The 24,451-nt window shown below is 37.7% G+C and carries 28 protein-coding genes; 9 read left to right on the top strand and 19 right to left on the bottom strand.

Annotated features, from left to right (window positions below; translation table 11 throughout):
- The first annotated feature begins 6 nt into the window (after positions 1-6).
- A complete protein-coding gene (locus EV282_RS13520) occupies positions 7-1,560 on the top strand; it encodes a SagB family peptide dehydrogenase (protein ID WP_130296301.1) in 1,554 nt (517 codons plus the stop codon).
- A gap of 186 nt (positions 1,561-1,746) precedes the next feature.
- Here EV282_RS13520 and EV282_RS13525 read toward each other — a convergent pair whose 3' ends face one another.
- The 9 genes from EV282_RS13525 to EV282_RS13565 all read right to left on the bottom strand — a co-directional run bounded on the left by EV282_RS13525 (position 1,747) and on the right by EV282_RS13565 (position 7,869).
- Positions 1,747-2,118 carry a VOC family protein gene (locus tag EV282_RS13525; protein ID WP_130296302.1) on the bottom strand — a complete coding sequence of 124 codons (372 nt, stop codon included), beginning with the start codon at positions 2,116-2,118 and terminating at the stop codon, positions 1,747-1,749.
- 77 nt (positions 2,119-2,195) lie between these two features.
- Positions 2,196-2,804 carry a DedA family protein gene (locus EV282_RS13530; protein WP_130296303.1) on the bottom strand — a complete coding sequence of 203 codons (609 nt, stop codon included), beginning with the start codon at positions 2,802-2,804 and terminating at the stop codon, positions 2,196-2,198.
- Positions 2,805-3,181: 377 nt separating this feature from the next.
- On the bottom strand, positions 3,182-3,658 hold the full coding sequence (locus EV282_RS13535) for a GyrI-like domain-containing protein (RefSeq protein ID WP_130296304.1): 477 nt from the start codon (positions 3,656-3,658) through the stop codon (positions 3,182-3,184).
- A gap of 59 nt (positions 3,659-3,717) precedes the next feature.
- A complete protein-coding gene (locus EV282_RS13540) occupies positions 3,718-4,137 on the bottom strand; it encodes a VOC family protein (protein ID WP_130296305.1) in 420 nt (139 codons plus the stop codon).
- Positions 4,138-4,164: 27 nt separating this feature from the next.
- A complete protein-coding gene (locus EV282_RS13545; protein WP_130296306.1) occupies positions 4,165-4,641 on the bottom strand; it encodes a GyrI-like domain-containing protein in 477 nt (158 codons plus the stop codon).
- Positions 4,642-4,658: 17 nt separating this feature from the next.
- Positions 4,659-5,669: a hypothetical protein gene (locus tag EV282_RS13550; RefSeq protein ID WP_130296307.1), complete on the bottom strand. Its 1,011-nt coding sequence runs from the start codon at positions 5,667-5,669 to the stop codon at positions 4,659-4,661.
- A gap of 11 nt (positions 5,670-5,680) precedes the next feature.
- Positions 5,681-6,454 (bottom strand): RNA polymerase sigma factor, encoded by a 774-nt coding sequence (locus EV282_RS13555; protein ID WP_130296308.1) that lies wholly within the window; start codon positions 6,452-6,454, stop codon positions 5,681-5,683.
- 565 nt (positions 6,455-7,019) lie between these two features.
- Complete coding sequence (locus EV282_RS13560) at positions 7,020-7,319, bottom strand: hypothetical protein (RefSeq protein WP_130296309.1); 300 nt, start codon at positions 7,317-7,319, stop codon at positions 7,020-7,022.
- Position 7,320: 1 nt separating this feature from the next.
- On the bottom strand, positions 7,321-7,869 hold the full coding sequence (locus tag EV282_RS13565; RefSeq protein ID WP_130296310.1) for a GNAT family N-acetyltransferase: 549 nt from the start codon (positions 7,867-7,869) through the stop codon (positions 7,321-7,323).
- Positions 7,870-8,582: 713 nt separating this feature from the next.
- Here EV282_RS13565 and EV282_RS13570 point away from each other — a divergent pair.
- Positions 8,583-9,095 carry a hypothetical protein gene (locus EV282_RS13570; RefSeq protein WP_130296311.1) on the top strand — a complete coding sequence of 171 codons (513 nt, stop codon included), beginning with the start codon at positions 8,583-8,585 and terminating at the stop codon, positions 9,093-9,095.
- 237 nt (positions 9,096-9,332) lie between these two features.
- Here the strand turns inward: EV282_RS13570 and EV282_RS13575 are convergent, their stop codons facing one another.
- The 4 genes from EV282_RS13575 to sda all read right to left on the bottom strand — a co-directional run bounded on the left by EV282_RS13575 (position 9,333) and on the right by sda (position 12,050).
- Positions 9,333-9,824, bottom strand: a complete 492-nt coding sequence (locus EV282_RS13575) for a DinB family protein (RefSeq protein WP_130296312.1) — start codon at positions 9,822-9,824, stop codon at positions 9,333-9,335.
- Between the two features lie 86 nt (positions 9,825-9,910).
- Complete coding sequence (locus tag EV282_RS13580; RefSeq protein ID WP_130296313.1) at positions 9,911-10,264, bottom strand: YciI family protein; 354 nt, start codon at positions 10,262-10,264, stop codon at positions 9,911-9,913.
- A 295-nt stretch (positions 10,265-10,559) separates the two neighbouring features.
- On the bottom strand, positions 10,560-11,714 hold the full coding sequence (locus tag EV282_RS13585; RefSeq protein ID WP_347400187.1) for a M20 family metallopeptidase: 1,155 nt from the start codon (positions 11,712-11,714) through the stop codon (positions 10,560-10,562).
- A 198-nt stretch (positions 11,715-11,912) separates the two neighbouring features.
- The gene (gene sda, locus EV282_RS13590) at positions 11,913-12,050 is read right to left on the bottom strand and encodes a sporulation histidine kinase inhibitor Sda (RefSeq protein ID WP_347400188.1); all 138 of its coding nucleotides are present in this window, start codon (positions 12,048-12,050) and stop codon (positions 11,913-11,915) included.
- 442 nt (positions 12,051-12,492) lie between these two features.
- Here sda and EV282_RS13595 point away from each other — a divergent pair, with 442 nt between their 5' ends.
- The gene (locus EV282_RS13595) at positions 12,493-13,143 is read left to right on the top strand and encodes a FusB/FusC family EF-G-binding protein (RefSeq protein WP_130296314.1); all 651 of its coding nucleotides are present in this window, start codon (positions 12,493-12,495) and stop codon (positions 13,141-13,143) included.
- Between the two features lie 90 nt (positions 13,144-13,233).
- On the opposite strand, the gene EV282_RS13600 is transcribed toward EV282_RS13595, so the two are convergent.
- Entirely contained in the window at positions 13,234-13,581 is a 348-nt protein-coding gene (locus EV282_RS13600) for a hypothetical protein (protein ID WP_130296315.1), read from the bottom strand.
- A gap of 217 nt (positions 13,582-13,798) precedes the next feature.
- Between EV282_RS13600 and EV282_RS20450 the strand changes: the two genes are divergently transcribed.
- Entirely contained in the window at positions 13,799-14,251 is a 453-nt protein-coding gene (locus EV282_RS20450) for a hypothetical protein (protein WP_207224303.1), read from the top strand.
- Between the two features lie 63 nt (positions 14,252-14,314).
- On the opposite strand, the gene EV282_RS13610 is transcribed toward EV282_RS20450, so the two are convergent.
- Positions 14,315-14,482: an imidazoleglycerol-phosphate dehydratase gene (locus tag EV282_RS13610; protein ID WP_130296316.1), complete on the bottom strand. Its 168-nt coding sequence runs from the start codon at positions 14,480-14,482 to the stop codon at positions 14,315-14,317.
- A gap of 140 nt (positions 14,483-14,622) precedes the next feature.
- Positions 14,623-16,143: a DHA2 family efflux MFS transporter permease subunit gene (locus EV282_RS13615; RefSeq protein WP_130296317.1), complete on the bottom strand. Its 1,521-nt coding sequence runs from the start codon at positions 16,141-16,143 to the stop codon at positions 14,623-14,625.
- A 167-nt stretch (positions 16,144-16,310) separates the two neighbouring features.
- On the opposite strand from EV282_RS13615, the gene EV282_RS13620 reads away from it, so the two are divergent.
- Both EV282_RS13620 and EV282_RS20305 read left to right on the top strand, forming a co-directional pair.
- Complete coding sequence (locus EV282_RS13620) at positions 16,311-17,180, top strand: TetR/AcrR family transcriptional regulator (protein WP_130296318.1); 870 nt, start codon at positions 16,311-16,313, stop codon at positions 17,178-17,180.
- Positions 17,181-17,300: 120 nt separating this feature from the next.
- Positions 17,301-17,447: a hypothetical protein gene (locus tag EV282_RS20305; RefSeq protein WP_165389465.1), complete on the top strand. Its 147-nt coding sequence runs from the start codon at positions 17,301-17,303 to the stop codon at positions 17,445-17,447.
- Positions 17,448-17,532: 85 nt separating this feature from the next.
- Here EV282_RS20305 and EV282_RS20610 read toward each other — a convergent pair whose 3' ends face one another.
- Genes EV282_RS20610 through EV282_RS13630 form a run of 3 tightly spaced genes read right to left on the bottom strand, consistent with a single transcriptional unit; the run spans position 17,533 to position 20,550 of the window.
- Positions 17,533-17,667 (bottom strand): hypothetical protein, encoded by a 135-nt coding sequence (locus EV282_RS20610; RefSeq protein ID WP_278043773.1) that lies wholly within the window; start codon positions 17,665-17,667, stop codon positions 17,533-17,535.
- On the bottom strand, positions 17,664-19,880 hold the full coding sequence (locus EV282_RS13625) for a sensor histidine kinase (protein ID WP_130296319.1): 2,217 nt from the start codon (positions 19,878-19,880) through the stop codon (positions 17,664-17,666). The genes EV282_RS20610 and EV282_RS13625 overlap by 4 nt, the downstream gene beginning before the upstream one ends.
- Positions 19,858-20,550, bottom strand: coding sequence for a response regulator transcription factor (locus EV282_RS13630; protein ID WP_130296320.1), 693 nt, complete (start codon positions 20,548-20,550; stop codon positions 19,858-19,860). Before EV282_RS13630 ends, EV282_RS13625 begins: the two co-directional genes overlap by 23 nt.
- Positions 20,551-20,948: 398 nt before the next feature.
- On the opposite strand from EV282_RS13630, the gene EV282_RS13635 reads away from it, so the two are divergent.
- Genes EV282_RS13635 through EV282_RS13645 form a run of 3 tightly spaced genes read left to right on the top strand, consistent with a single transcriptional unit; the run spans position 20,949 to position 24,379 of the window.
- Positions 20,949-22,259: a spore germination protein gene (locus EV282_RS13635; RefSeq protein ID WP_130296321.1), complete on the top strand. Its 1,311-nt coding sequence runs from the start codon at positions 20,949-20,951 to the stop codon at positions 22,257-22,259.
- Positions 22,243-23,340: a GerAB/ArcD/ProY family transporter gene (locus tag EV282_RS13640; RefSeq protein WP_130296322.1), complete on the top strand. Its 1,098-nt coding sequence runs from the start codon at positions 22,243-22,245 to the stop codon at positions 23,338-23,340. Before EV282_RS13635 ends, EV282_RS13640 begins: the two co-directional genes overlap by 17 nt.
- Positions 23,330-24,379, top strand: a complete 1,050-nt coding sequence (locus EV282_RS13645) for a Ger(x)C family spore germination protein (protein ID WP_130296323.1) — start codon at positions 23,330-23,332, stop codon at positions 24,377-24,379. The genes EV282_RS13640 and EV282_RS13645 overlap by 11 nt, the downstream gene beginning before the upstream one ends.
- Positions 24,380-24,451: the final 72 nt, after the last annotated feature.

Genomic DNA, 24,451 nt, shown 5'->3' on the forward strand with positions numbered 1-24,451 from the left:
AGCGTTATGAACCTTGATGAGTTTTTATATAAACTTCATTATGAGAGTGACAAGATAACACCCCCTGACTGGGAGGTAAACTGGGAAGACGCCCCTCTTCCCTACAAACTGTACCGGGACCTGCCGGCTGTGGAATTAGATTCAGATATACCACAAGTACTTGAACAAACGGCGAAACCTATGTTAAAAGAAATCAGCCACTTTCTTTGGTATAGTTTCGGACTGACTCAAGTGAGCGAATCGTTCCCTTTTCCTGGCGATACGAACTCTTGGACAACGTGCCGCCGCTTTGTCCCATCAGGGGGAGGGCTTTATCCGAATGAACTTTATCTTTATTTAAAAATAGAGGATGCGGCTGATGGCATCTATCATTACGACGTTGCACACCACCGCTTAGTTTGTTTGCGGGAAGGAAATTTTGATGATTACTTAGATCGTGCACTCGGCAGCCGCTGTGATATCTCATCTATTTTTGGAGCTGTTTTTATCTCCACTTTCTTTTGGAAGAACTTTTTCAAATATCATAACTTCTCTTACCGGCTGCAAGGATTAGATGCCGGTTTCGTGATGGGTCAGCTGCTCGAGGTCGGGCGTCGCCTTGGATTTGAAACAGGCGTCTATTATCATTTTTTGGATCATGCCATTAATCATCTGATCGGCATCAACGATTGTGAAGAAAGTGTATATGCTGTTGTGCCACTTTCAGTAGATAAAAAAATGAGTTGGTTTCGTGATAAAGCGTCTGCTCCGCTATCAGCAAAAAATTTATGCGTTGAACTAGAACCTCTCCACCATCAGCATTATATTCGGTCGAAGGAAATCATCGATTACCCGATGCTGCTTAAGATGAATGAAGCGTGCATGATGGATTCCTTTACAGTTGCCCCCAAGAAAATGAGATTAAAAAGTGAAAAACGGAATAAACCAGCTATTCCACTGACTAAGGTTGAGCGGTTATCTTATGACTTTTCTTCAGCATGCCGTAAACGTTATTCACCTGGCTTAGATTTTGTGTTAAAGCCGATAACCGAGCTTACATTATCTTCGCTTTTGACCGAAACGAGTGCTGTACGTTCTTATCGAAATGACCTAGATAGAGATGGCGAACATCTTTCGTCCCGAGTATCACTTTATGTGAGCACCTATCAAATAGATGGATTGCCGAATGGTCTGTACGTTTACAATGATTCGAAGCACAGTTTAATCCCTTTAGCAGAAGGCGATTACCGAACCGCATTACAAGATGGAATCCTATCCGACTTTGTGAATACAGCGCAGATTCCACTCTCGTTAACGTTTGTTGGCGATCAGGATCACTATAAACATGCTTACGGCTATAGGGGTCACCGGATTCAGCACATGGAAGCCGGAGTGCTCTCCCATTCGCTGAATTTAGCCGCTTCTGCTTCAAACCTAGGCGCACATCCGATTCTGGGGTTTCATGTCCCCTGGTATGATGAGCTTTTTCATTTAAAACAAAGTGCAAAAACCAGTCTGCTACACCTCCCAATCGGGTACTATCGTCCTAATGGAAGGCTGCAGGGCAGTTTGCGGGTTTGAATAGGGCACCCTCATTTTCGCACGGTGTCGAAAATCGTTTAAAAAATGAATTACCCTGTAATAAATGAATATGTACACCTAGTAAGAACAAATTCAAAAATATGTTCTAATTAAAAACACACAACAAAAGCCTGAGAGTACATAATCTCTCAGGCTAGCTTTGTTTTCATTCGTTTTTATCACATATTATCTATGCTGATCCACAAGAATTGGGTTTCCATCCGGATCTTCTATCATAAAACTTCCAGGTCCTTCGCCGCTTTCGTCTGCTTCTGTAAGCATCTTAATGCCTTTCGCTTTTAGCTCTTTTTGGAGTTCCCGAACGTCAGTAAACGAGTCGAGATTTTCGGCGTTTTGATTCCAGCCTGGATTAAATGTGAGGATGTTCTTTTCAAACATGCCTTGGAATAGACCGATCACACAGCTTTCGTTCTTCATGATCAGCCAATTTTGCGTAATGTCCCCACCTAGTGTAGAAAACCCTAACTTTTCATAAAATTCCTTAGAAGCATGAATATCTTTTACCGTTAAACTTGCAGAAAATGCGCCTAGTTTCATAGTTCCTCCTCTTAAAACTTGTTATTTTCTTACATCAAGTATAATTGAGGTTGTTTCACAATCCAAAGAATTTCTAATTATCTCTTTTGACGTTTCCTAATATATAGTCCAACCATAACTATGAATAAAACGATCAACACCACATAGATCACTCTCGAATAAACATCCATATAGTGAGCGATCACATCCCATGATTCTCCGAAATAAGCACCGAGATTCACAAGTACCACGTTCCATATCAGTGTTCCAAGAGTTGTCAGCAGCAGGAACACACCCATGTTCATGTTAGACATTCCCGCAGGGATCGATATCAAACTGCGGACGAGCGGAACAAAACGGCAGAAGAATACCGTCCAGGGACCATATTTATCAAACCATGCATCCGCTTTATGGATGTCCTTTTTCGTTATACGCAGGATATGTCCCCATCGGTCAACGATCTTCTCCATTCTTTCAACATCCAGTTGACGGCCGATTCCGTATAACACTAAAGCACCGAGGACAGAACCTGCTGTTGCTGATAAGACTACCCCAATAATACTCAGGTTAGCGGTTTGTGTCATGAACCCGCCAAACGTTAATATGATCTCCGACGGGATGGGCGGAAATATATTCTCCAGCGCAATCAGCAATAAGATGCCAACATAGCCGAATTCGTTCATAATGCTCGTTAACCAATTTTCCATCGTAAACTCCTTTAATCAAAACTAAGATGTAACTTTTTTAATAGGCTCTGTACAAATACGTCTATTTTATAAAAAAGTTTCTATTAAAATTAAGTTCTTTAAAAAGCTTAGACGAATAATAAGCAGCTTAACCAATACCTCTTTGGAGTGAAAAAAAACGTCCAGATTTGAACCAACGGGTTCTCTATTGGAGGAGGAAAATTGTAATTCACAAACCTTTTAGCAGGTGAAATAGCACCATAATTGGATATGTATATGACATTAAAAAACGACTAGATTTTTGTCTGGTCGTTTACTTTTAGCCTTCTTCCACAATCGCAACAGATTGTGGAATATTAATTTTCTATGAAAATAATAGAAGGATAATTAAAATCGTACTATGTGACTTTTTGATTTTCTTTGCTTATAACGTTATTGATAATTATCGGTAGGTAAATCTCAACTTCTTCTCCTTCTTCAACTTGATGATACATCTCGATAAAATACGATTGTTGGGTTGGGTAATATCCGTGTTCTTCAGACCATTTTTGTAACGAATTATAAAGATCAGATACAACCGTCATACTCCCTCTTGTTGAAACAAATTCACCTGAAATTTCTATATACTCCATGCCAGATGGCACTTCATCCGTCTTATCCTTCACTAGGACACCAACATAATATTGTCCTTCTTTATGATCCTCGCCTTTTTTGGGTTCGAAAAGCGAAACCTCTATCCCTAAATGGTTCTTTATTTCATCAATTCTACTCATGAATCTTTGTGCATTCTTTGGCACCTCACTTCCGAAGTTGCTGTAAATACCTTTGTTCTTCATCCCCACTACTTGAAACACTTTGTTTATTCTTCTATTCATAATCTATTAACCACCTTTTGAAAAATGTATATATAAGACTCCATTTCATCTCGGATTATTTATGGTGTAATCATGTGTAACTTTTTATATTTCGGGCTTAACTCACTCCATACATCAAACAAATTCCCATTGGGATCTTGAAATACAAAGTTCCTTCCAGCATGACCTCTGTTTTCTATTTTTCCAACATTAATTTCTTGTTCAATAAATTCACGATGCATTGTCTCTAACGCTTCAAGCCCATTCACTTCAAACGTTAGAGAGAAACGTTCTTCTCCGTTGAAATCCTCAAAGTTAGAGGTTTGTCCCTGGTGTGACCTTACTAAAAAAACGCTTTGATCTGCAAGGTTAAGAATCGCCTTATCTTCATCAAGGTAACTTAATTCTGCACCTAGTTTATTAACATACCAATCTTTGGATCTATTAATGTCTGTAACTGGAATATAGGTTGTACCTACTCTTTGTAATTTTTCTTTCATTTTATATACCCCTCTTTATAAGTAGTTTTATTTGATCGTATCTAGCAGCTCTACATTAAGGTTTTTCGAGTCTTCCCACGACTGAAAAATCTCGATGTGCCATGTATTTTTTAGTCTTTTATAACTGTTGTCCTCAGCCCATTGATGTAGTTCATCATATGCTTCAAATATTTGTTGATTTGACCCTTTAAAGTTTGCTGCAGCATACCTTTGACGTGGTATTGTTATCATTACCATATCTTTTGGGATATCTTCAAACTTCTCCACTTCCACACAGACCCAATACCCGTCTTCCTCTTCCTTTTTTGAATCAACGAAAAAAGCTCCAAATTGAATATCTTTGTTCAACAGATGTTTAATCTCATTCAACCGATTGCTCAAGAATTTTGCCGCTTTAGGAATCTCGTTTTTGTATTCGTCGTTTCCACACAACACTCTAAATCCAACAAGCTTGAGTTCTCTAACTTCTTTTACAGATAAGTTCTGTATCAACTGAACCTTCATTTACTATTCCTCCTCAGTTAATTGACCCATTTCTCTGCATAATAGTTCTTCATAAAGTTATGTAGCGTCTCTAAACACTTCACACCTTCTGTCTCAGCATCTTTTGCTTTGCTTAAGAGGTTGACAGCAATACTTGCATTCTCTTCTTTTGATGGATCACCACCGTGTGGAAAAGGAAACAACTCACGAAGTTCAACAAGCGCATCGACGACTATAGCGTATTGTTTTAGTGCATCGGATGCTAACTTTCTGACACCTCGCTCTACTATGTTCGAACCGTCCCATTTGATTGTAAGATCATGCAAGAACTTCATCGCAAACTCCCTTGCATCAGATACTACAAGAGCATTAAACGCGTTACCGTGCGGGTCGGCATTTCCTTCTTCCAATACATTAATCCATGCATCATACGCTTTTAATCCTATAATGTACTTACCTTCTAAAACATGCTGCCACTCTCTGCCATGGGCATGATCTATAATTGTATCTAGACACATTCGAAGCATCTCGTATTTAGAGTGAGGAAGACTCTCACCAATTGTGGTTGTATATAGAACACCGTTTACATCTGCAAAATCTTCATAAGTTACTTCTCCGTCTTTTGAACAATCCTTCGCATAAAATACTTTTTTATCGTCGTCATAGCCATAAACCAATCCGAACTCTGGTATGAACATATCGAATACAATAGCCGGTATCCCTCTATCTACAGATTCTTGAATTAACTCGATGGTTTCTTCTAATTTTTTCGGTTGCACCGGTGTTAGAGAGTCTGCGAGGTTGCTCGTAAAGCCTAGGTTACATAAGTTTTTTCGTAAGAGGTATCCTCCAGGTATTGCAGTCGGTCCGGCTACGTTGATTTCTTTTGGATCGATGTTAATGCGAAAAGCATGACCCGAGATTCCCATGACATCTACAAGACTTAGATGTTTTTTATCGGTGTATTTGATGGCTCCATGAAGCGCAGCGGCCGCTGAAGTTTTCGTTCTTAACCAACACTCTTCTTTGTTTTTATCCTTGCGTTCCAACGTTAATCCTCCTAAATATCCGGCTTCAACAAGACCTTTCGTTTACAAACTCCTCGCTCTTCCTTTCTCTGAACGAACTGATGAATCGTGATACGAAGTCTTTCTTTTTGTACTTTTACCCTAGAGCGTGAGATGGTATTATACACATTTGCTTTGGTCGTATTGAAAAGCTTAGCAATTTCAAGTGGTGGAAGATCTTCAAAAAAGTATGCTTCAAAGAACGCTTTTTCACGTTTGGTCAAACACTTCAATAAAGTACAAATTCCCTCTACCACGCTTAACCGCATTAAATGTTCTTCGGGGTTATCCTCTTGTGATCTTTTAGTAGCGGAAGAAGAAATAAAACATAAGATCTGATCAATATCTCCCCAGTCTATTGAGGATGGGGAAAGCTTACTTTCTCTTCTAGCAGTTAGTGAACTTATTGAGCTTTCCATACGATAGCTGGCTTTTCGTACTTTCATGTAAGCTTGATTACGTACGATCTGTTTAAGCCAAGGAGTAAACCTATTCGTGTCTATAAGTGTTCCGATTTTAATAAAAGCTCGGTACAACGCTTCTTGAACGATGTCTTCTGCTAAAAAAGTATCCTTAGTGACAGAAAAAGCCCAACCATGAGCCTTTGCCCGATGCAACCTTACTAGTTCATTAAAAGCTTCTTGATTCCCCTTTCTGGCCAGGTGGACCAAATTTTCTTTTTTCATCTCTTGGATTCTAGACTCAGATTCCTCATTTTGCATATTACTTAAGGCTTGCTCACTTCCATCGGTGAGAATAACATTCATAAAAATAGACTCCTTTCAACACCTCCACTACTAGAGATGCATTTGGAAACAAAAATCTATCAAAAATTTTTAAATTTTTTTCACTCTTTAGTTAAAGCTGAGATTTATTATTGGATACATTTGGTTGTTATGGGTTCATTTTTCACGTTACAAACTTCGACAAAAAAATGGAAATACATTTTTTTAAATTTTTTTGCTATAAAAAAAGTGCATTTCTTATTAAAGAAATGCAACCGTTTGTTAAATAAGGACAGTTCTCTAAAAAACAGCTGAACTATTTAGCAACTTAACTTATCATCAAGTTAATTAAGCTTCCCTTGCTCAATTCCTTTAACAATATCTTTACAGAGAACCCAAAAAGTTGTGATAATTAAGATGATAAAAGTGGTGTTTTGTCACCAAATCCCTTATATACCCAGAAAAAACCGCAACGAATTACGTTGCGATTTAAAATGCTAATTGCTATACTTTTTTGCTTGTTTTTTTGTGTTTTTACCCTCACTCAAAAGAAAATCCGTTAGATTTGAGCCCAACGTTTTCCACCATTCATCCATTTCTCAACACATTAACCTTCTCCTAAATATTCCGCAAAATACCATATTCCAATCTTTCTTACTAGGTAATTTCTTAATTCTCCTTGCGTAGCTTTTTCAATAGGAGGTTTTGTTAATGTGTATGCTTTGGCATTTATTTTTGCAAACTTCTCTTTATCTACTTTATTATGAAAATCATCCTCAATGATTCCCGTTGTAATAGCTGCTATTGGATAACCCATAGCAAAAACGTGTGTTTTCAAGGCAATACTCGGAGTGGCATGCAAGATCGTAAATACGATAATTAAAGATACTATTACTAACCATTTCATTTTATTCTTTTTCATAATTATTATTAATGATCGCAAGTACTTGATGGTCTTCCCATTTCCCGTTTATCATCACATTTTTCTTTGCAATTCCCTCTTTATGAAATCCTGCCTTCTCTAATATTCTTATGGATCCAATATTACGAGGCATTACTTCAGCTTCGATTCGGTGCAAATTAATCTGATTGAATCCAAAGTCAATGATTAATTTAAGTGCCTCTGTCATATAGCCCTTCCCGTTCCACTCTTTATCAAGAGAGTACCCAACCATCGCCTTTTGCGCAGGACCTCTTTCCAGCTTGAAAAAACCAATTTGACCGATGAGTTCATTGTTTTCATTGAGGTATATACCAAATGAGTATCCTAAATCCTTTTCTCTGTTCTCCACCATTTTTCCGAGTCTTTTCACTTGTCCTTCCAACGTATAAAAATCAGCATCACGATTTGGGGCATATTGATTAAAAAAATCCTTGTTCCTTGTTTCAAGTTCAAGTAAAGATTCTACTTCACTCCGATCCACCGGATTTATATAAACATTCATACCTTTTATCATTAACAAGACCTCCACATTTTGCAGTCACCCTTTAAAGAACGCTGTACCTTAATTTCAATAAAAAAGAGCACTTCTCCTTCTGAAGAAATGCCCCAATTTTGAAGATTTAATAAAGAGTAACCTACTCCTTTATTGAGTTATTAGACGATCCTGTTGCGATTTGTTTTCTTCGTGTATTTCAGCTAATTTATGTGAAAACTAATATCTATATTAATAAAGTTGGTGACTTATATGAAAACATTGTGGCTTTTTATTGTCTTAGCCATAATATCCTTTGGTTCCTTTTACATTTTGATGAAGAAAATGAACGTAACAAATATCTTGGGCTGTTATTTTTTCTCTAATATTCTTATTACAAATACAGGTGTGATCATTAATTTGAATTTAAAATTAACAAAACAGGATCCCACAAGCACCTTAATTTTTTGGACACAAAAGTTCCCAGAGCTCTCACTTAAACCAGCGTTACTTTTATGGTTAATTTACATTTTATTCTCTAAAAGAAGTATGATTAGTAAACTTATTCATCTCTTTATCTTCTTAACCGCACTTGTTTCAAGTGAAATATATTTTGTTCATATTGGATATTTAGAATGGGTCAATTGGAACGTATTTTATTCGTATGTGAGATATAGTCTGATCATTTTATTACTGGCTATCTATTCATTTTATTTAGAAAAACTTATTACTAGAAACAAAGAGGTGGACACGATATGATATTACCTCTTCCTGAGAAATTTGATGCGAACGAAATATTTATTATCTTATCGACAATAATTACCTTATTCCTGGTCTATAAATTACCTAGACGTTTGTCTGCTGTTATCATCGTTATTATTTGGACATTTAATGTTTTTCTTGCTTTGATGGCCGATATCACCATAAGTATAAAACCTTACAACTTTTATTTTACAATCGATCATTACACCCATGAACTATTTGATGTAATCTTGCATTTTGTAACTTACCCAACTCTTCCTTACTTTGTCGTAAACTTCTATCAATATAAAAAACCTAAAGGCTTAAAGGGTTTATTTTATATTATTTTTTGGGCTGGGGTAGCGATTTCTATAGAATGGATTTCAGTAAAATTTCATGTTTTTACGTATACAGGTTGGAAATTGTATTTCTCTTTTTTCGTTTATATCGTTGTTTTTGCCGCTAACATTTGGCTTTCAAACTTTCTTGAAAAAAGACACCCTTACAAACGAGGCTCAACTAAATGATTCCATTAAATTTTAATAATTTTTTCTATGAAACATAAAAAACGATTTGATTTATTATTCATCATTCTCAATCCTTATTGATAAAAAAGTAAATAACTTTATTCAAGAATCCTGCACGATTGCTCAATAATAATCATTCCAAAATAATGAGAATTCACCTCATGCTTTATTTAATTATAAAAGACGCTTTCCTTGTTCTGGGTCGCGCCGTTATCTTATTCAAAAAAGATAATCTAATTATGCTTCAACAACTTCTACTTCCCAGCTCTTTTGCAGTTTTCGAATAAAAATGATCTGCCCAATATGATAAGCATTATGTGTTGCAACGTTTCCAATGATCTCCCACCATTTCGCAGGCACAGGAAAACCATTAACTTCACTTTCAAGTTTTTCTTCCGTTAATAGCTCTTGCCATTGCAAAAGAACCTCTAAAAGGCGTTCTTTCAAGTGGATAAAATTTTCATTTTCCGGTATGACAAAGCTTTTATTATTGTCACCTATGGACGGTACGGCATTAACATGAGATTTTTTGTACCTGGTTTGCCATGTTTCATTCCAATAAAGCAGATGCTGCACAATTTCAGCAATGCTATTACAATTTTCGTCAGGTTTCCAAAAGGCTTGTTCTTCTGATAGATTCTTAACCGAGTCGGAAAACGGATCATACCAGCTCGGATCATTTGCATTAGCCAATAATTGATCAGACAATAAATCTTTTGCATGTACCATGTTTTCACACTCCTAAAGTGAATTTTTTTACATTTAAAATCATCTATTAGTCACTGAATGATACTTTTTCTCCTTCTAATTAAGCCTCACTCAAATACTTGTCGCAATTCAATCTGACCTTCCCCATGTCCTTGTGGGTCGGGCATCCGCATGGCCCACTCGATGGCTTCTTCTCTCGACTGCACATCAATTAGAATGAACCCGGCAATTAATTCTTTCGATCCCGTAAATGGTCCATCCGTAACCACCGGCTTTTCTCCTGGTTTCGGAAAAGAAATGCGAATTCCATTTGAACTTGGTTGTAGTCCTTTAGCCATAACCCGCACGCCTGCCTTAACTAATTCTTCGTTGTATCTCGTCATGGCTTCAATAAGTTCAGGACTCGGGAGATTTCCACCTTCCGAATTCTCAGAGGCTTTGACAATCAACATAAACAGCATACAAATCTACTCCTTCTTTTGATATGTAGATCCCCTAAAATTTTTCCCTTCCTGCTACGCTTGTTGCATAAACAGCCTGTTCGCAATCAATATATATATCGTGATGAAATCTTTTACTTAGTACTTTGCAATCCTATTACTTTAAGTTTTACCTGCTCTATTTTTTCGACAATTTCTAAAGATTTCCTTGTTCGTCTGAATAGGTTCCAGTAGTATCAAGATCAATTAGGCTAAAAAAAGCCACCCTCTATAACAAGAAGGTGACTTAAGCACTTGATTAGTTTTACTCTTGGGACTATTGATTTCCGTTGCTTAAACGGGCGATTGTCTTGGCTAAAAGGGCTGTACGCTTGGGAAAGGAAGGCAAATCAACATATTCATCGGTTTCACTGTGCGAGAATTCCCCAAGTGGCCCCATTCCATCAACTGTCGGCACATTCTCGGTCGATGTATAGGCTGCATCTGAACCGCCGCCCGTACTCTCTTCCCTTATGTCCATTCCCAATTCTTTACCCACCGATCGGATGGCATCCATCAATCGTTCTGTCCCTTGGACCTTTTCCATCGGCGGTCTTCCAAGGCTCCCTGTCAGCTCTGTGCGTGTTCCTTCTACGGTTTCCTCAGAAGCGATTTCGGATAGATCTGCTGCGATTTCTTTTCCTTGCTCTTTCGTTTTAAATCGAACATCGACAGAAGCTTTAGCTTCAGAGGGCACAGTATTGGTAGAAGTTCCGCCATCGACTAAGCCAACATTGACAGAGATTCCCCTGTCATAATCATTTAATTTCTGGAGCTTGATCGTTTTATAAGCCAGTTCTTCAATCGCACTTTTCCCTCTCTCCGGCTCCACTCCCGCATGGGCACTTTTCCCCTGTACATCGAACGTATAACTTCCTGCCCCTTTTCTTTCGGTGACTACCCCATCATTCGGTCTGCCAGATTCCACTACGAGGGAATATTCTTTTCCCTTCGCTGCTCCTTTAATGATCGATTTAGAAGAAGGTGAGCCAATTTCCTCATCACTATTAAAAATGATATGGACATTTTGATAAGCGTCTGATCCGTTTTCTATTAAAGCTTTTAGCGCATAAAGGACAGCTACATGGCTAGCTTTTTCATCACTTACCCCTGGCCCATACGCTTTATCATCAATGATCTTATAGGGGCGCTTCTCCGCATCACCAACTGGAAAAACGGTATCCATGTGGGCAACGATTAAAATCTTTGGTTCCGCTTCTTCACTTGATTTAATTTCAAGGTGATTTCCATATTCAGCCTCACGGTGGACTTTCACATACATGCCAAGCTCTTCAAATTTTGTTTTGATGATAGAGCCGACTTCATCCACCCCATCTTTATAATAAGATCCGCTATCAATATTTACGAGCTCCTCTAATAAATCGTTCATCTCCTGCATGTGTTCTTGAAGATAATTTTCTATGGAATCCAAATCTAAAATCCTCCTATCCAACTACTAATGACTCTATTTGTTCCATACCTTAACCGCGTTAAACGTAAACCTGTAACCTTTTACGAGCACTAAAAAAGCACTTCTTTTGCTTGAGGAAGTGCGTGAAATTGGTACTCTATTTGTATGGCATATATAAAAAACCACCTTCCTAAAAATAGAAAGGTGGCTCGATCTTCATTATGAATTGACAACAGGCTTTAATCCGCGTCGGTTTATTTCATCTTTAAGGTGTTTTGCAAGCTCACTGTCTTTTCCTGATTTCAAGGCATCCCGATAAGCGGAAATCAATTGTTCGTTGCTCATGATATTATTCAAGTGCGCATTCCTCCTCAACCTTATTTTTTGTTAGATTGCTCTAACAGGTCCATTCTAGGAAAAATGTGTCGAAAATAAAAGAACAAAACGTCTCAATATTCAAATGGATACCGGTACTTTAAAACTAGGTTCTAAAGGTAATTCTCTAGTAAATAATAAAGGGGTTTTTATGAACCACTTTCCACATTGCTGATTCGGATGTTTTCAATTGCAGTTCCCCAGAATACTTTTTATAATAAAATGTGATGATTGGAGTGTGATGGAAATGGCAAATCAGTTTGCCGTAATCAAAACCTGCTCATGCAAAGCCTTGTTGTTAGGGCGATACTTTGTATGGGCGGATCGAAATTAGTAGGATTGTCGCCCGAGAGCAGTTATCGTTTCTAATAATGGGCTTTGCAGCTTGTTTTATTTTTATTAAAACAAAAGGAGCTGAAAAGCAATGAATACACCATTCATTAGAAACCATCAATATAACCTCATCAAAAAACAGGTCGGACAGCTGCAGCATGCCTGCAATAACGGTGCTGACCCTAAAGTTATTGAAGCCGTAGAGTTCAACGCTTTATGTAAAATTTCGGATTCATTTCCGGAACTATCTGATCTTCAAAAACATACGTTAGAAAAGTTTGTGGGATTGCGTAAAACAGAAGAATTTCAGCAATACTTCTTTTCGCTGGAACCTTATTTAGAAGCATTTTCGCAAGTAACTGGAAAAAAGATTCAGAAGTTGTTCCCGAAAAACAAGAAGTTAAAGACACCTAACTTAAATGTGATCGATCATCACAAGATCAGCTACCTCGGCTGGGTGGACATCGCCACTCAAAAGCTGTTCATCGTCTATCATCTGAACGGCCAAACAGTGGGCATTCAAGGTCGATACACACCTGCAAGCAAAGGCGTATGCTTTTTATGTAATGGGATTGGAGATGTAGCGCTATTTTCAGCGATCACTAAATATAAACCGGCGAACGCATCACCTGATTACTATAAAGCGATCGGAAACTATATGTGTGTGGACAGCGAAGAATGTAACAAGAAGATCACGGATGTTGCCGTATTGGAAAAGTTTCTTCATGAAGTTCTTTACTAAGTTCAATATATAAGCAATTCAAAATAGCCACCTAATTCGCATATGAATTAGGTGGCTTCTTTTTTTAACAAATCAACGTGTTTTCGGGTTTCAATTCCAAGTACCCCAGCCGCCAGGTGTACCTTGGCCTCCCCAAGGTGATGGGAAAGATTGTCCTTGACCATACCCCTGACCTCCCATGCCGCCAGGAAGACCGCCAAAATGAGGGGGAATTGGACCATGATAAGGAGTCCAGCCCACCATATCTTCAACTGCACGATACCCACTAATTTCGCCTTCTGGGAGAAATATAATTAATTTGGCTACCTTTGTACCAGAAGGGTCAATTTCATAACCAGTTATTTTAACTATAGCTTCACCATAACCTAAAAGATGAGTCGTACCATACTGACCTACTAAACTCTTTACTTCATCATAAGTTAACCTTTTTTGAAACACTTAAAGCAAACCTTTCTAAATAAATTCTCTTGTTATAAATATATGGTGTATCTTTGGATGCGTGTGGACAAAAGTAAAATCTTCTTGAAACCATGAACCCTACGCAGAAAAATCCGATTCTCATATTAATCAGTAAATATTAGGTTCTCGTCCATACCTATCAAATGCATAAACATATACATATACGGAAGAAAATTTATATAAAGGATGGATCTTTTTGTTTCAAGGTAAAAGAGCGTATTTAGTACCAGGTAGCACGATTGAACAATTTATTGGTCAATATATTACGACTGCCATTACAGGGTACGGGCAGGTAGTGGCACAAGTCGTTAAATATGATAAAGCCAGCAAGATGGCAACCCTTAACGTATTTACACCTAGTGGAGTAAGAGCTTTACAAGTACATGAAACTGATATGTACGGAATTGCTCCATATCAAGGACCAATTCCTCCAGTCTTCGGATCTGGTATGGGTCAGATGGGCGGCCAAATGGGGCAGCCCGGACAGATGGGTCAGATGGGTGGCCAAATGGGTCAGCCCGGACAGATGGGCCAGATGGGCGGCCAAATGGGGCAGCAAGGACAGATGGGGCAAGGTGGTCAACAAGGCTGGCCATGGTGGCTTCAACAATATTTTGGAGGTTGGGGCGGCGGGCGTTCTCGTAAGTAAATCCGTGCCTCTTATTTGTAGACATAATGACAAAAAATCGTGAGAATAACTCCTCACGATTTTTTATTCGCTCTGCTTTGGTTTTGCCTTCGACTTACTTCCCTTTTTGGAACGATATTCGTTTCCTTTGTTGTTGTTGCCGCTTATCAGTTCACTTGCAAATTCTTGATCGTGCTGCGCTTTTGGTGAACCTTGATTTTGGCTTCCTACACTTCCGTTACGATTCGTCATCTCATTCCCTCCTTAAATTCTGAACTTCCTTTTTAGTATTGCTTTTCCGTTGCGGATTACTCATTTTTTTCATCCATCCACATAAGAAAAGCTGACACAAAAGAGTTTATTGATCCCTTTGTATCAGCTCGTATTTTTTATTAATTTGTTACAGGCTTTACTACTGGTTTGCCTTGATTTTCTATCTTGTTAACAGCTTCTGCACTTGTATCTACCCGTTTCACGAACAGTGCTAGCAATAGTGCAACTAAATTCATCCCTAATGCAACATAGAAGGAATATTGGATTCCGGACAATAAAGCTTGCTGCGATAAAGCAGCGGTTGATGCTTCAGTTATCGTTGCAGGATCTACTCCGCTCATCAAGCTTTCCGCTTCTGTTTTTGTCACAGAGTTCATGAGTGTCACAAGGATTGCTGTTCCGATCGAACCAGACACTTGCTGTGCCGTGTTATTGACAGCTGTACCGTGCGGATTAAGTTTCGTGGGCAGCTGGTTTAAACCGTTCGTCATGATCGGCATCATTACCATCGAAAGTCCGAACATGCGAAGTGAGTAAACAAAGATGATATATGAATACGCCGATTGAGCATCCAAGTGTGCGAGCATGTATGTGGAGACAGCTGTAATCGATAATCCCACTACTGCCAATGCACGTGGTCCGAATTTATCGAACAGCTTCCCAGTGATCGGTGACATGATCGCCATCACCACCGCACCCGGCAGCATCATTAGACCAGAGTCTAATGGGGAAATGCCGCGAACACTTTGTACATAAGCTGGAGTTAAGATCATGCCCGAGAACATCGCTACTGCGTTTACAATCGCAATCACGGAAGCGAGTGCAAACATGGGATATTTATAAACACGAATGTTTAATAGCGGCTCATCGAGTTTGAGTTGGCGCAGTAAGAACAGAATTAATGCGATGCCGCCCGTAATAAGTGTGCTGAGTACGATCGTATCCGTCCATCCATCTGAACTAGCGGTACTGCACCCATAAAGAATGCCACCGAACCCGATGCTTGATAAGACGAGTGACGTGTAGTCAAGTGTTGCCTTTTTGTTTTGAGCCATCACGTTATCGAGTTTCCATACTGCAAACAATAAACTTATGATCGCTAAAGGCAGAATCATTTCAAAAAGCAAACGCCAGTCATAGTATTCTACGATATATCCAGATAAAGTAGGTCCGATCGCTGGGGCTGTAATCATAACCAGACCAAAGATCCCCATCGCCATTCCCCGCTTCTCGCGCGGGAAGCTGACGAGCATGATGTTCATTAAGAGCGGTCCCATAACGGAAGAACCTGCAGCTTGAATCATTCGTCCTGTCAGTAACAGACCAAAGTTTGGTGCGAACGCTGAAATAGCTGTTCCCAATGTAAAAATAGCCATTGCAGAAATAAAAAGTGCCCTATTTGAAAAGCGTGTGATCAAGAAGGCTGATGCAGGGATTAATACTCCACTGACAAGCATGAAGCCTGTTACGAGCCATTGTACCGTTGAGTAATCTTTTATTTCTAAATCCACCATAATTGTTGGAAGTGCTACGTTCAGCAATGAGTTGTTCAAAAACGAAACAAATGCTCCGACGAACAAAATAGCGAGCATTAGATAAGGAGGCTTTTTAAGCTCTAAAGCTGTATCCGTATTTTTCATGTATTTTCCCCTCTGTTTTATAAAATTAATACTTAACTTTATTAAGTTTATACTCGAGGTTCAAAAAAGGCAACACTTTTATACTAAGAGTCTAAAAAATATTTGTTTTTCCAGCAGAAGAAATTTATACTACAAGTAGAAGAAAACCAAGGGGATGGCTTGAATACATGAATAATAAGAAAAGAAAAGTAGCGGACATTGCACTAAGACTGTTTATAGAAAAAGGTATTCAGCAAACCTCTATACAGGAGATCATTGAAAAAGCGAACATTTCAAAAGGTACGTTTTATAATTATTTTTCCTCGAAGAGTGATTGTATTGCAGATATACTGGAGTTCCTGCGCTATGATGCAAGCCAGCAGCGGATCGCGCTGCAGATCGGCAAGGATCCTAGTGACCGCCAAGTTTTTATCGACCAGATCACAATCATCATGCGTTTGAATCAAGAGCGAAATGTAACACCGCTTTTTGAGGCTATTCTTTCATCCAATGAAGCTGACCTGAAAAAATTGGTGATGCAGCATCGTGTTTATGAGATGGAATGGCTGTCGAATCGCTTTATAGATATCATGGGTGAAGACATTCGCGATCACGCGTTTGAAGCGACCATATTGTTTTTTGGCATGGTGCAGCATATGTTATTTACGTTGCGAGTTACAAACAGTACGTATTCATTAAATGAAGTGGTTGATACTATTTTGTCGTATATCGAATTGATCGCGCCCAAAATGATTATGAATCAGAAAGTGATGGTAAATCATTCAGCTATAGATCTGCTCCGAACGAATGTGAGTAGAAATGTCGTAACCAAGGAAGATGTCATGAAACTTGCGATTCAGCTGCAGGATCATCACACCTTTAACGAAGAACAGCAGGATTTATTCGATGTCATCGTTGGTGAATTACAGCGTGAAAGAATGCGTAAAGTCGTTCTTCAGCCATTGTTAAAACCTTTTCAGAAGCTGTTCCATGAGACTCCCGTTCAATCACAAGCTCAGTTATTCACGAACATGCTTTGGTATTTGTTGAAGACTTAACAATAAAAAGTAAAAGAAGCTGACCGGATCGTTTTTTGCCGGCAGCCTCTTTTTTGATGGGATAAAAGATAGTTGAAAACAAATACTAACTAAATCTAACAATCACTTGGAGGTTTAGTTATGCGTAATGAAACTGGCTTTGCAGCAATAATTTTCTTTACTATCCTGAGTCTTGTTACTTCTTTTGTCTTTGGTATGGTTCTTAATTCGAAAATGAATAAATTAAGTGAATCCGTAAAAAATGCAGAGAATAAAGGAAATCAATAATTAAGCTCTTTCCCACCTATGAAAGAAGATCCATTTTTATACGAAAAGTCAAAACGACCAGAATTCCATCTGGTCGTTCACCTAATCATTCAGCAATCTCAGAGATTTGTTTCGTTTGAATCGATTCTTTAAGTCCCGGGGTTCCAGCATTATCGGCAAACCCAAATATGCTATATATTACAATTGTTATACCAACAAAAAGTTTCTTGTTCATCTTCATGACTCCATTGCATCCAATTCTATCGTGACTTTGAATAAGTCTCCATCTACATCAATCTCCATGTTTCCTTCGTGAAGGTCTACGATGGATTTCGCTATGGCAAGACCTAAACCCGACCCATCTGTATGACGGGAAGTATCTCCTCGCTTGAATCGTTCAAACAATTCTTCAATGTTTGCGCCTAACTCATATTTAGAAACGTTCTTAAAAGAAATCAGTACCTTCTGTTTTTCATGAACAACGGAAACGTAGACTCTTGTGTTTTCCATCGAATACTTTAGAACGTTACCAATTAAATTATCAAATACTCGCCACATCTTTTGTCCGTCTACATATGTGAAGATTGGACTTTTAGGAGTTGCAAGTCTGAAGGTTAATGAAGACTCTTTTATCGTTTCATTGTATTCAGCCAGTGCTTGCTGCAGCAGCTGTAAAATATCTACTTTTTGTTTATTCAGTTCAATGTTTCCGGTTGCCATTTTAGAAGCTTCAAACAAATCATCAATAAGGACTTTTAGCCGTTTTGATTTGCGGTCGATAATTTCCAAATAAGAATCATGATCCTCTTTTGTAACCCCTTCTGCCTTCAGCAGTTCTGTATACGTAATGATTGAGGTTAACGGTGTTCGGAGATCATGACTAACATTTGTGATCAGCTCGGTTTTTAAGCGCTCACTTTTCGCTTCTGCTTTTTTGGAGGTTTTTACACCGTGTTTTAAAAGATTAAGATTCCCAGCAAGCATTGCTAATGACGACTTCCCCTTATAAGGAAGATCTTGTTCCAGTTTTCCTCCCGCAAGCTCATTGGAATGTTGAATAATTCGATTAAAATTTCCGATGTGTTTAAACATGTATAACAGAACAGGAATGGTGACAACAAGAAATAGGACTGCATAAATTCCAAACAAATCGGGCTCAGGTTCTATAAAAACGATTCCTGCACCGAACCCGGATAAGAAGATCACAATGAGGAGCAGCAGAATTTGAATTCCCACACTTTTATCATAAAACGCATCTGACCCTAATCGGTAGAACCATCGTGACATTTTTATTACGAAAGCTTCTTTATACAGTTGTCTTTTGCCGAGTTCTCTGTAGATCCATACCATTTGTATAAGGGTAATCCCTACCATTAGAAACGCGAACAGAAATTCAAAGAGTCCGCTGCTATAGAGAAAAGAAAAATACAGGTTATCGTAATTCTGGCCATTGGCTACAAGTGCCACAGCCATCAAGAAAATGGAAAGCAGAAGACCCACAAGCTTAATATCAATAGGCAGCCTCTTGTAATAGTTCCTTTTATCCGAAGCTGCAATCACCTGGAACGGATGCAATTTTCTTGCCCAAAACACCGCAAAGCAGAGGATTAAGAGACTGCTTATGGATGTTATATAAAAAAACATTTGCCTGTTCTCATATTCTTCTTTTTGTTCTCTGATCCAGTTCCCTGTTGGACCGGAATTTGGCAATGTAATAATCCCTTGAATGATTCTTGGTTTTTGAGCAAAGTTCTCGTCTTGTATGAAATCTAAAAATGGATAAAGACCATTTAACTGCAAAGAACCATTTACGGATGAGGAATATTGTTTTGTATATAAATTTGGCTGTTCCTTCAGATCTTCAGGTTTATTGGCTTCTTTAACATTTGTGAAAACTTCTCCCGTTTTCGCATCTTCCAGATAGTAGTGAAAGCCCAACAGATTATCATCGTAATTGGCAATGAACTCTTCTCTTTGCTTAAGAAATGCATCAATTTGCTTTTCCTTCTCTTTTATTACTTTAGCTTTGACATGTTCATCACTTTTAAAGTTTTCAATAATATCGCTAATCTTCTCATCTCTTTGCTGTTCATAGAGCTTCACAACATCTTTATTCTCTGCAGCTTTAGCTTCTTCTATCTTCGGCTGGTACTGCTCTTTAATGTTTGTAACTTGTTCCGATAAAGTACCATAGCGATTGCGATGTTCCTCAATTTCTTCTTTTGACACCTTGATATCGTTCTTTAATTCTTTTTCAGAAATATGATTAATATCAGCGATGGTGATGTATTCTATAAATTCATTTACGTGCATGTTGAAATCATCCGTATGAAAATAATCTTTATTCAAGTACCAATGACCATTATCTAATATTGATAGAATTCCGCTTAGACCAAAGGTTACCAACAAGACCCACACAGAGACTTTTATTCTACTTTTCCATTTTGTATCCAATCCCCCATACCACCTTTAAATATCTTGGATTTTTCGGATCAATCTCTATTTTTTCTCTAATTTTCCGAATATGAACAGCAACTGTATTTTCCGCATTATAACTAGGCTCTTTCCATACCCGCTCATAAATGTCATTGATGGAAAATACCCTTCCCGGATAAGACATGAGTAGCTCCACTATCTTATATTCGATAGGTGTTAATTTTACAGGATCGCCATTTACAGCTACTTCTTTCGCTTCCTTATCAAGGGTCAAGCCGTTAAGATTGATCAGTTCTGTTCTCCCCTCATATGTACCAAGTGTGACGTACCGCCTGAGCTGCGATTTAACGCGGGCGATCAGCTCCAAAGGATTAAAAGGCTTTGTCACATAATCATCTGCACCAATCTGAAGTCCCAGTACTTTGTCGGTATCTTCGCTTTTCGCACTTAAGATGATGATCGGAATGTTTTTTTGTTCTCGTATTTTAAACGTGGTAGAGATGCCATCTAATTTCGGCATCATGATGTCCATTATAATGAGATGAATCTGATGCTCATCCAATTTTTCAATCGCTTCAATTCCGTCACTTGCCTGCACAACGGTTATTCCTTCGTTTTTTAAATATATTTCAATGGCATCGCGAATTTCTTTTTCATCATCCACGACTAACACAGTAAATCCATTCATGTTCTCACTCTCCCTTCTGCATTATAGCATGGTATATATTTGAAATTATCTTCATTCTACATGGCATTCCTTTATAATTTCCTAGCAAAAATCTTAAGACTTTCTTAATTAATTAAGTAAGGATGAAATTAACATCGAAGCTTCCAATACCTAAAAAAATAGCACATATCTTGAAACAGATATGCACCCGATTGTTGCTGAATAACATAGTTACCTAAAACTTAAAAGCCGCTATTTGAAACGGTCCTCTTGGGATAAAAAACAATAAGTAAAATAATAGTTTTTATAATCATTTACCAAGCTTGCTAGTTTTGGTTAGCTATACATCAGTAATCGTATATAAACGTTCCTAATTGCACATAATTTTTTTAGATAACTATTTGTTAAGGGGAGAGTTAATGAGGAATTTAGTGAAAGAAATGGAATCCTTGTTTATCAATCACGATGATTTTTTCATCGAAAAAGAGTTAGTAGATAAAACAGAAATCTCTCTTATTGGATTTAGGACGCTAGTTGATTTAACAAGATCTAAATTATATCTTCAGCAAATAGCGGTTTCATCCCCGTCAGTAATAGCACTTTTCAAAAATCTTAGTGACCAGATTAACGTTGATAAAGAAAAAATAATTGAATCAGTATTAGAAGGAAAATTAGTACTTATTTCTGAAAACGGTGAATGGAATACCATTGTTGATCCGATCTTCCAAAATCTGAATAGAGGCATTGAAGAGCCTAAGAATGAAAGTCCTATTCAAGCTTCAGTGGATGCCTTTGGAGATGATATTAACATTAATGTTGGGATGATTAGAAAAAGATTGAGTACTGAACACCTTTGCCATTGTTCCTATCAAGTTGGAAAGCTTGAAAAGAGAAAACTATCAATGCTTTATATTAAAGGAAGTGCCCCAGTTGCTCTTGTTGACAGAGTCAACCAACAGTTAAGGCAAATCAATTCAGATATTGGAACCATTGATGATCTAAATAATCATTTTGGTAAACGTAAGTTGAGTCCTGTCAGTCATTTGTTTTCTACTGAACTTCCGATTCAAGCCATTCATTCCTTAAAAAAGAACAGAATCGTTCTTTTTATTGACAATTGTCCCTTTGCGCTTGTTTTTCCACATCTACTTTGGGACATGTTTAGTAGTGTCAACGATCGCAATTTTACCTTTTCACTGTCGATTATGCTTCGAGTCTTTAGAATTATAGGAGCTGTTGCAACGCTTATACTGCCCGCTCTTTATGTCGCTTTGGTTTCAGTCAACCCTGAAGTATTTAAAACAGATCTTGCATTGTTTGTAATAAAAAGCAGGGAAGGTATTCCATTATCTGCTTTTCTTGAAACAATTACTATGGTAGTTCTCGTGGATTTAATACTAGAGGCGATTGTGAGACTTCCTAAGAGCGTTGGTCCCGCTATTACAATGGTAGGAGGAATCATCTTGGGACAAGCGATGGTTGAGGCAAAGTTGGTCAGTAATTTATTAGTTATCGTGATTACAGCTGTTGTAATTGCTAGTTCTGCAGTAATCGGAATGCAAAACTCTTTGTACATTCGTTTACTAAAGTATCCCATCTTAATCTTAGCATCCATTTTTGGGATTCTAGGTGTCTGTATAGGTTTAATTTTCACGATTATATATTTAGCTAGCTTAACATCGAACGACATTCCCTATACAACGTTTCGTATTGATGAAAAGGAGACATAAAGTGACTCGACCACTCCAAATAGGATTAACATTCATTATCATACAGTTGAGTTTTGGTTATTTAATCTTTCCTGATCTCATATATGACATAACCAACACAGCCCATTGGGAGTTGGTTATGTGCCTTGGGATTTTCCAATTGTTTTTAATTTGGATGTATTTTAAAGGTCTAAGTTATTTTCCACAAAGTGATGTCGTTGAAGTTTATTTAAAACTTGGCAGATGGGTTACATTCCTATACTTCATCCCGTTTGTTATCAACTTAATCTTGATTGTTGCGTTTAATAATCGCCTACATACCGAAGTCATTATTTCAATATTTCTACCCCGTACTCCCTATTGGTCAATTTTAATACTATTATTTTTCATTTCGGCATATACGGCTACAAAAGGAATTGGAACCATTTTGCGCTGCTCGGTCTTTATCTCCTTATTGGTTATTCCCTTAGTGGCCTTTAACATTTTTTCTTCTACAGTAAATTTTGATTTACACAATCTTTCGCAAGTTTGGGACTTACCTATTCAATCTTGGTTAGATATAAAATTTTTCTATCTGTTGGGATTATCTCCGTTTTTATTTTTAGGATTTATCACTTTTGAAACAAACATATCATTCCGCAAGCTTATTGTAGCGTGGATTAGCGTAATACTATTTTTACTTTCAGTAGTTTATATACCGTTGTTTATTTTTGGACAAGAAACCGTTGTTAGACTTTCCAATCCTTTTTTAGAAGCGATGGATTCAGTGGACATTAGTTGGTTCTCGTTTAACAGGCAAACAGTGTTCTTTGGTGTATCTTTGGTCGGATTAGTGATATTTGCAAACGCAGTCATCCTTTTGATGATCGGTCATGTCATGGAGAAAATGTTTCAACCTCGAAAAGTGAGAGCCCCTCATTGGATCATTGGGGCTTCTGTACTCTCCTTTGTTTTGGCGGTGATTGTTCCGAATAAATCGTTAAACGAACAATACTTTTTGTGGAGTATAGGAGCTCAATCCTTTTTTATGGTTACTACTCCATTTATCGTTTTCATCTATGGTTTCCTGTCGAAAAGAGGCGTGTTGAAATATGAAAAGTAGAGGTTTCAAACTTTTGATAGGGTGCATTTCGATAATCCTACTTTCCGGCTGTTGGGATATTAAAGATATAGATAAACGAGCCCTTCCTTTAGTGATAGGAATTTCCAAAGAAAACAATGATGATTATAAAGTAACCTTGCAAATCCCTATCCCACAAGAAGATGCCCATTTATCAAGAACCGTTACAGGAAGTGGAGAAACCGTTGCAAGTGTACTTGGACAACTTCGTACAAACTTCGAAGATGCTATTGATTATTCTCAAATACGATTAATTGTTATTCATAAGAATTTGGCAAAAAACCAAAAAGAGTTAAAGAAACTTATTAAGTTCCTAATGGTTTCAGAAGATATCCCGTCAAGAGCATTAGTCTCCATTACAGATGATAACATTGAGAATGTTTTATCAAATATTAATAAAAAATTAGGTGTACATGCTTCCTCTATTTATGATTTTTTTAATAAAGGAGCTGGCTGGGCACCAGAGATCTTTAGTGTTCCTATTTGGGAAGTTTATCGAAGTCTGTATTCCTATACGAAAGATTTAGCCATTCCTGTTGTTCGTTCGGGAAAAGATACAGTATTAACATTTGAGGGTGCAGCTATTATGAAGAAAGGAATTCTAATTGGAAGGATAAGACCAGATGAAGGTCAATTAGTAAATGTGTTCCAAAACAAAAATGAAAAAGGAAGAATAGAGAGTCTGGGCTTTGCCAGTATTATAGTCACCAACAGTTCAATTCAAAATAAAACATCATTGAATAACAATACACCATTGGTAACAAGCGACTTAAATTTAAAAATATACATTTTAGAAAGAAAAGCGGGAATCACAAATAGGAGAATTAAGAAGGAACTTGAAAAGGTTACTGAAAAGAGATTTTACCACATACTTAAACAATCCCAGCAAAATCACACTGATATTTTTGGGTTTGGCCAACAATTTCGCCAGCAGTTCTCATACAATGAATTAAAAGACTGGAGAAATGAATATTATCCTAATCTGAAAGTGAATTTTAAGGTTACTGCCAATATAGAATAATGATATTAATACTGGAAAAGAAATTATATAAACAAAAACTGCCAAGGTAAAGGACGTAATTCATGTCCTTTA

Source organism: Fictibacillus sp. BK138 (assembly GCF_004216955.1).
GTDB lineage: Bacteria > Bacillota > Bacilli > Bacillales > Fictibacillaceae > Fictibacillus.

Excerpts from the sequence above, each read along its gene's own strand:
- EV282_RS13520 (WP_130296301.1), top strand. The coding sequence starts at position 7 with ATGAACCTTGATGAGTTTTTATATAAACTTCATTATGAGAGTGACAAG.
- EV282_RS20305 (WP_165389465.1), top strand. The coding sequence starts at position 17,301 with ATGCGTAATGAAACTGGCTTTGCAGCAATAATTTTCTTTACTATCCTG.
- EV282_RS13580 (WP_130296313.1), bottom strand. The coding sequence starts at position 10,264 with ATGCTGTTTATGTTGATTGTCAAAGCCTCTGAGAATTCGGAAGGTGGA.
- EV282_RS13570 (WP_130296311.1), top strand. The coding sequence starts at position 8,583 with ATGATATTACCTCTTCCTGAGAAATTTGATGCGAACGAAATATTTATT.
- EV282_RS13530 (WP_130296303.1), bottom strand. The coding sequence starts at position 2,804 with ATGGAAAATTGGTTAACGAGCATTATGAACGAATTCGGCTATGTTGGC.
- EV282_RS13525 (WP_130296302.1), bottom strand. The coding sequence starts at position 2,118 with ATGAAACTAGGCGCATTTTCTGCAAGTTTAACGGTAAAAGATATTCAT.
- EV282_RS13555 (WP_130296308.1), bottom strand. The coding sequence starts at position 6,454 with ATGAATGTTATTCTCACCGATGGAAGTGAGCAAGCCTTAAGTAATATG.
- EV282_RS13535 (WP_130296304.1), bottom strand. The coding sequence starts at position 3,658 with ATGAATAGAAGAATAAACAAAGTGTTTCAAGTAGTGGGGATGAAGAAC.
- EV282_RS13640 (WP_130296322.1), top strand. The coding sequence starts at position 22,243 with ATGAAAAGGAGACATAAAGTGACTCGACCACTCCAAATAGGATTAACA.
- EV282_RS13575 (WP_130296312.1), bottom strand. The coding sequence starts at position 9,824 with ATGGTACATGCAAAAGATTTATTGTCTGATCAATTATTGGCTAATGCA.
- EV282_RS13545 (WP_130296306.1), bottom strand. The coding sequence starts at position 4,641 with ATGAAGGTTCAGTTGATACAGAACTTATCTGTAAAAGAAGTTAGAGAA.
- EV282_RS13565 (WP_130296310.1), bottom strand. The coding sequence starts at position 7,869 with ATGATAAAAGGTATGAATGTTTATATAAATCCGGTGGATCGGAGTGAA.
- EV282_RS13635 (WP_130296321.1), top strand. The coding sequence starts at position 20,949 with ATGAGGAATTTAGTGAAAGAAATGGAATCCTTGTTTATCAATCACGAT.
- EV282_RS13610 (WP_130296316.1), bottom strand. The coding sequence starts at position 14,482 with ATGACGAATCGTAACGGAAGTGTAGGAAGCCAAAATCAAGGTTCACCA.
- EV282_RS13620 (WP_130296318.1), top strand. The coding sequence starts at position 16,311 with ATGAATAATAAGAAAAGAAAAGTAGCGGACATTGCACTAAGACTGTTT.
- EV282_RS20610 (WP_278043773.1), bottom strand. The coding sequence starts at position 17,667 with ATGAAGATGAACAAGAAACTTTTTGTTGGTATAACAATTGTAATATAT.
- EV282_RS13560 (WP_130296309.1), bottom strand. The coding sequence starts at position 7,319 with ATGAAATGGTTAGTAATAGTATCTTTAATTATCGTATTTACGATCTTG.
- EV282_RS13630 (WP_130296320.1), bottom strand. The coding sequence starts at position 20,550 with ATGAATGGATTTACTGTGTTAGTCGTGGATGATGAAAAAGAAATTCGC.
- EV282_RS13595 (WP_130296314.1), top strand. The coding sequence starts at position 12,493 with ATGAATACACCATTCATTAGAAACCATCAATATAACCTCATCAAAAAA.
- EV282_RS13645 (WP_130296323.1), top strand. The coding sequence starts at position 23,330 with ATGAAAAGTAGAGGTTTCAAACTTTTGATAGGGTGCATTTCGATAATC.
- EV282_RS13540 (WP_130296305.1), bottom strand. The coding sequence starts at position 4,137 with ATGAAAGAAAAATTACAAAGAGTAGGTACAACCTATATTCCAGTTACA.
- EV282_RS13615 (WP_130296317.1), bottom strand. The coding sequence starts at position 16,143 with ATGAAAAATACGGATACAGCTTTAGAGCTTAAAAAGCCTCCTTATCTA.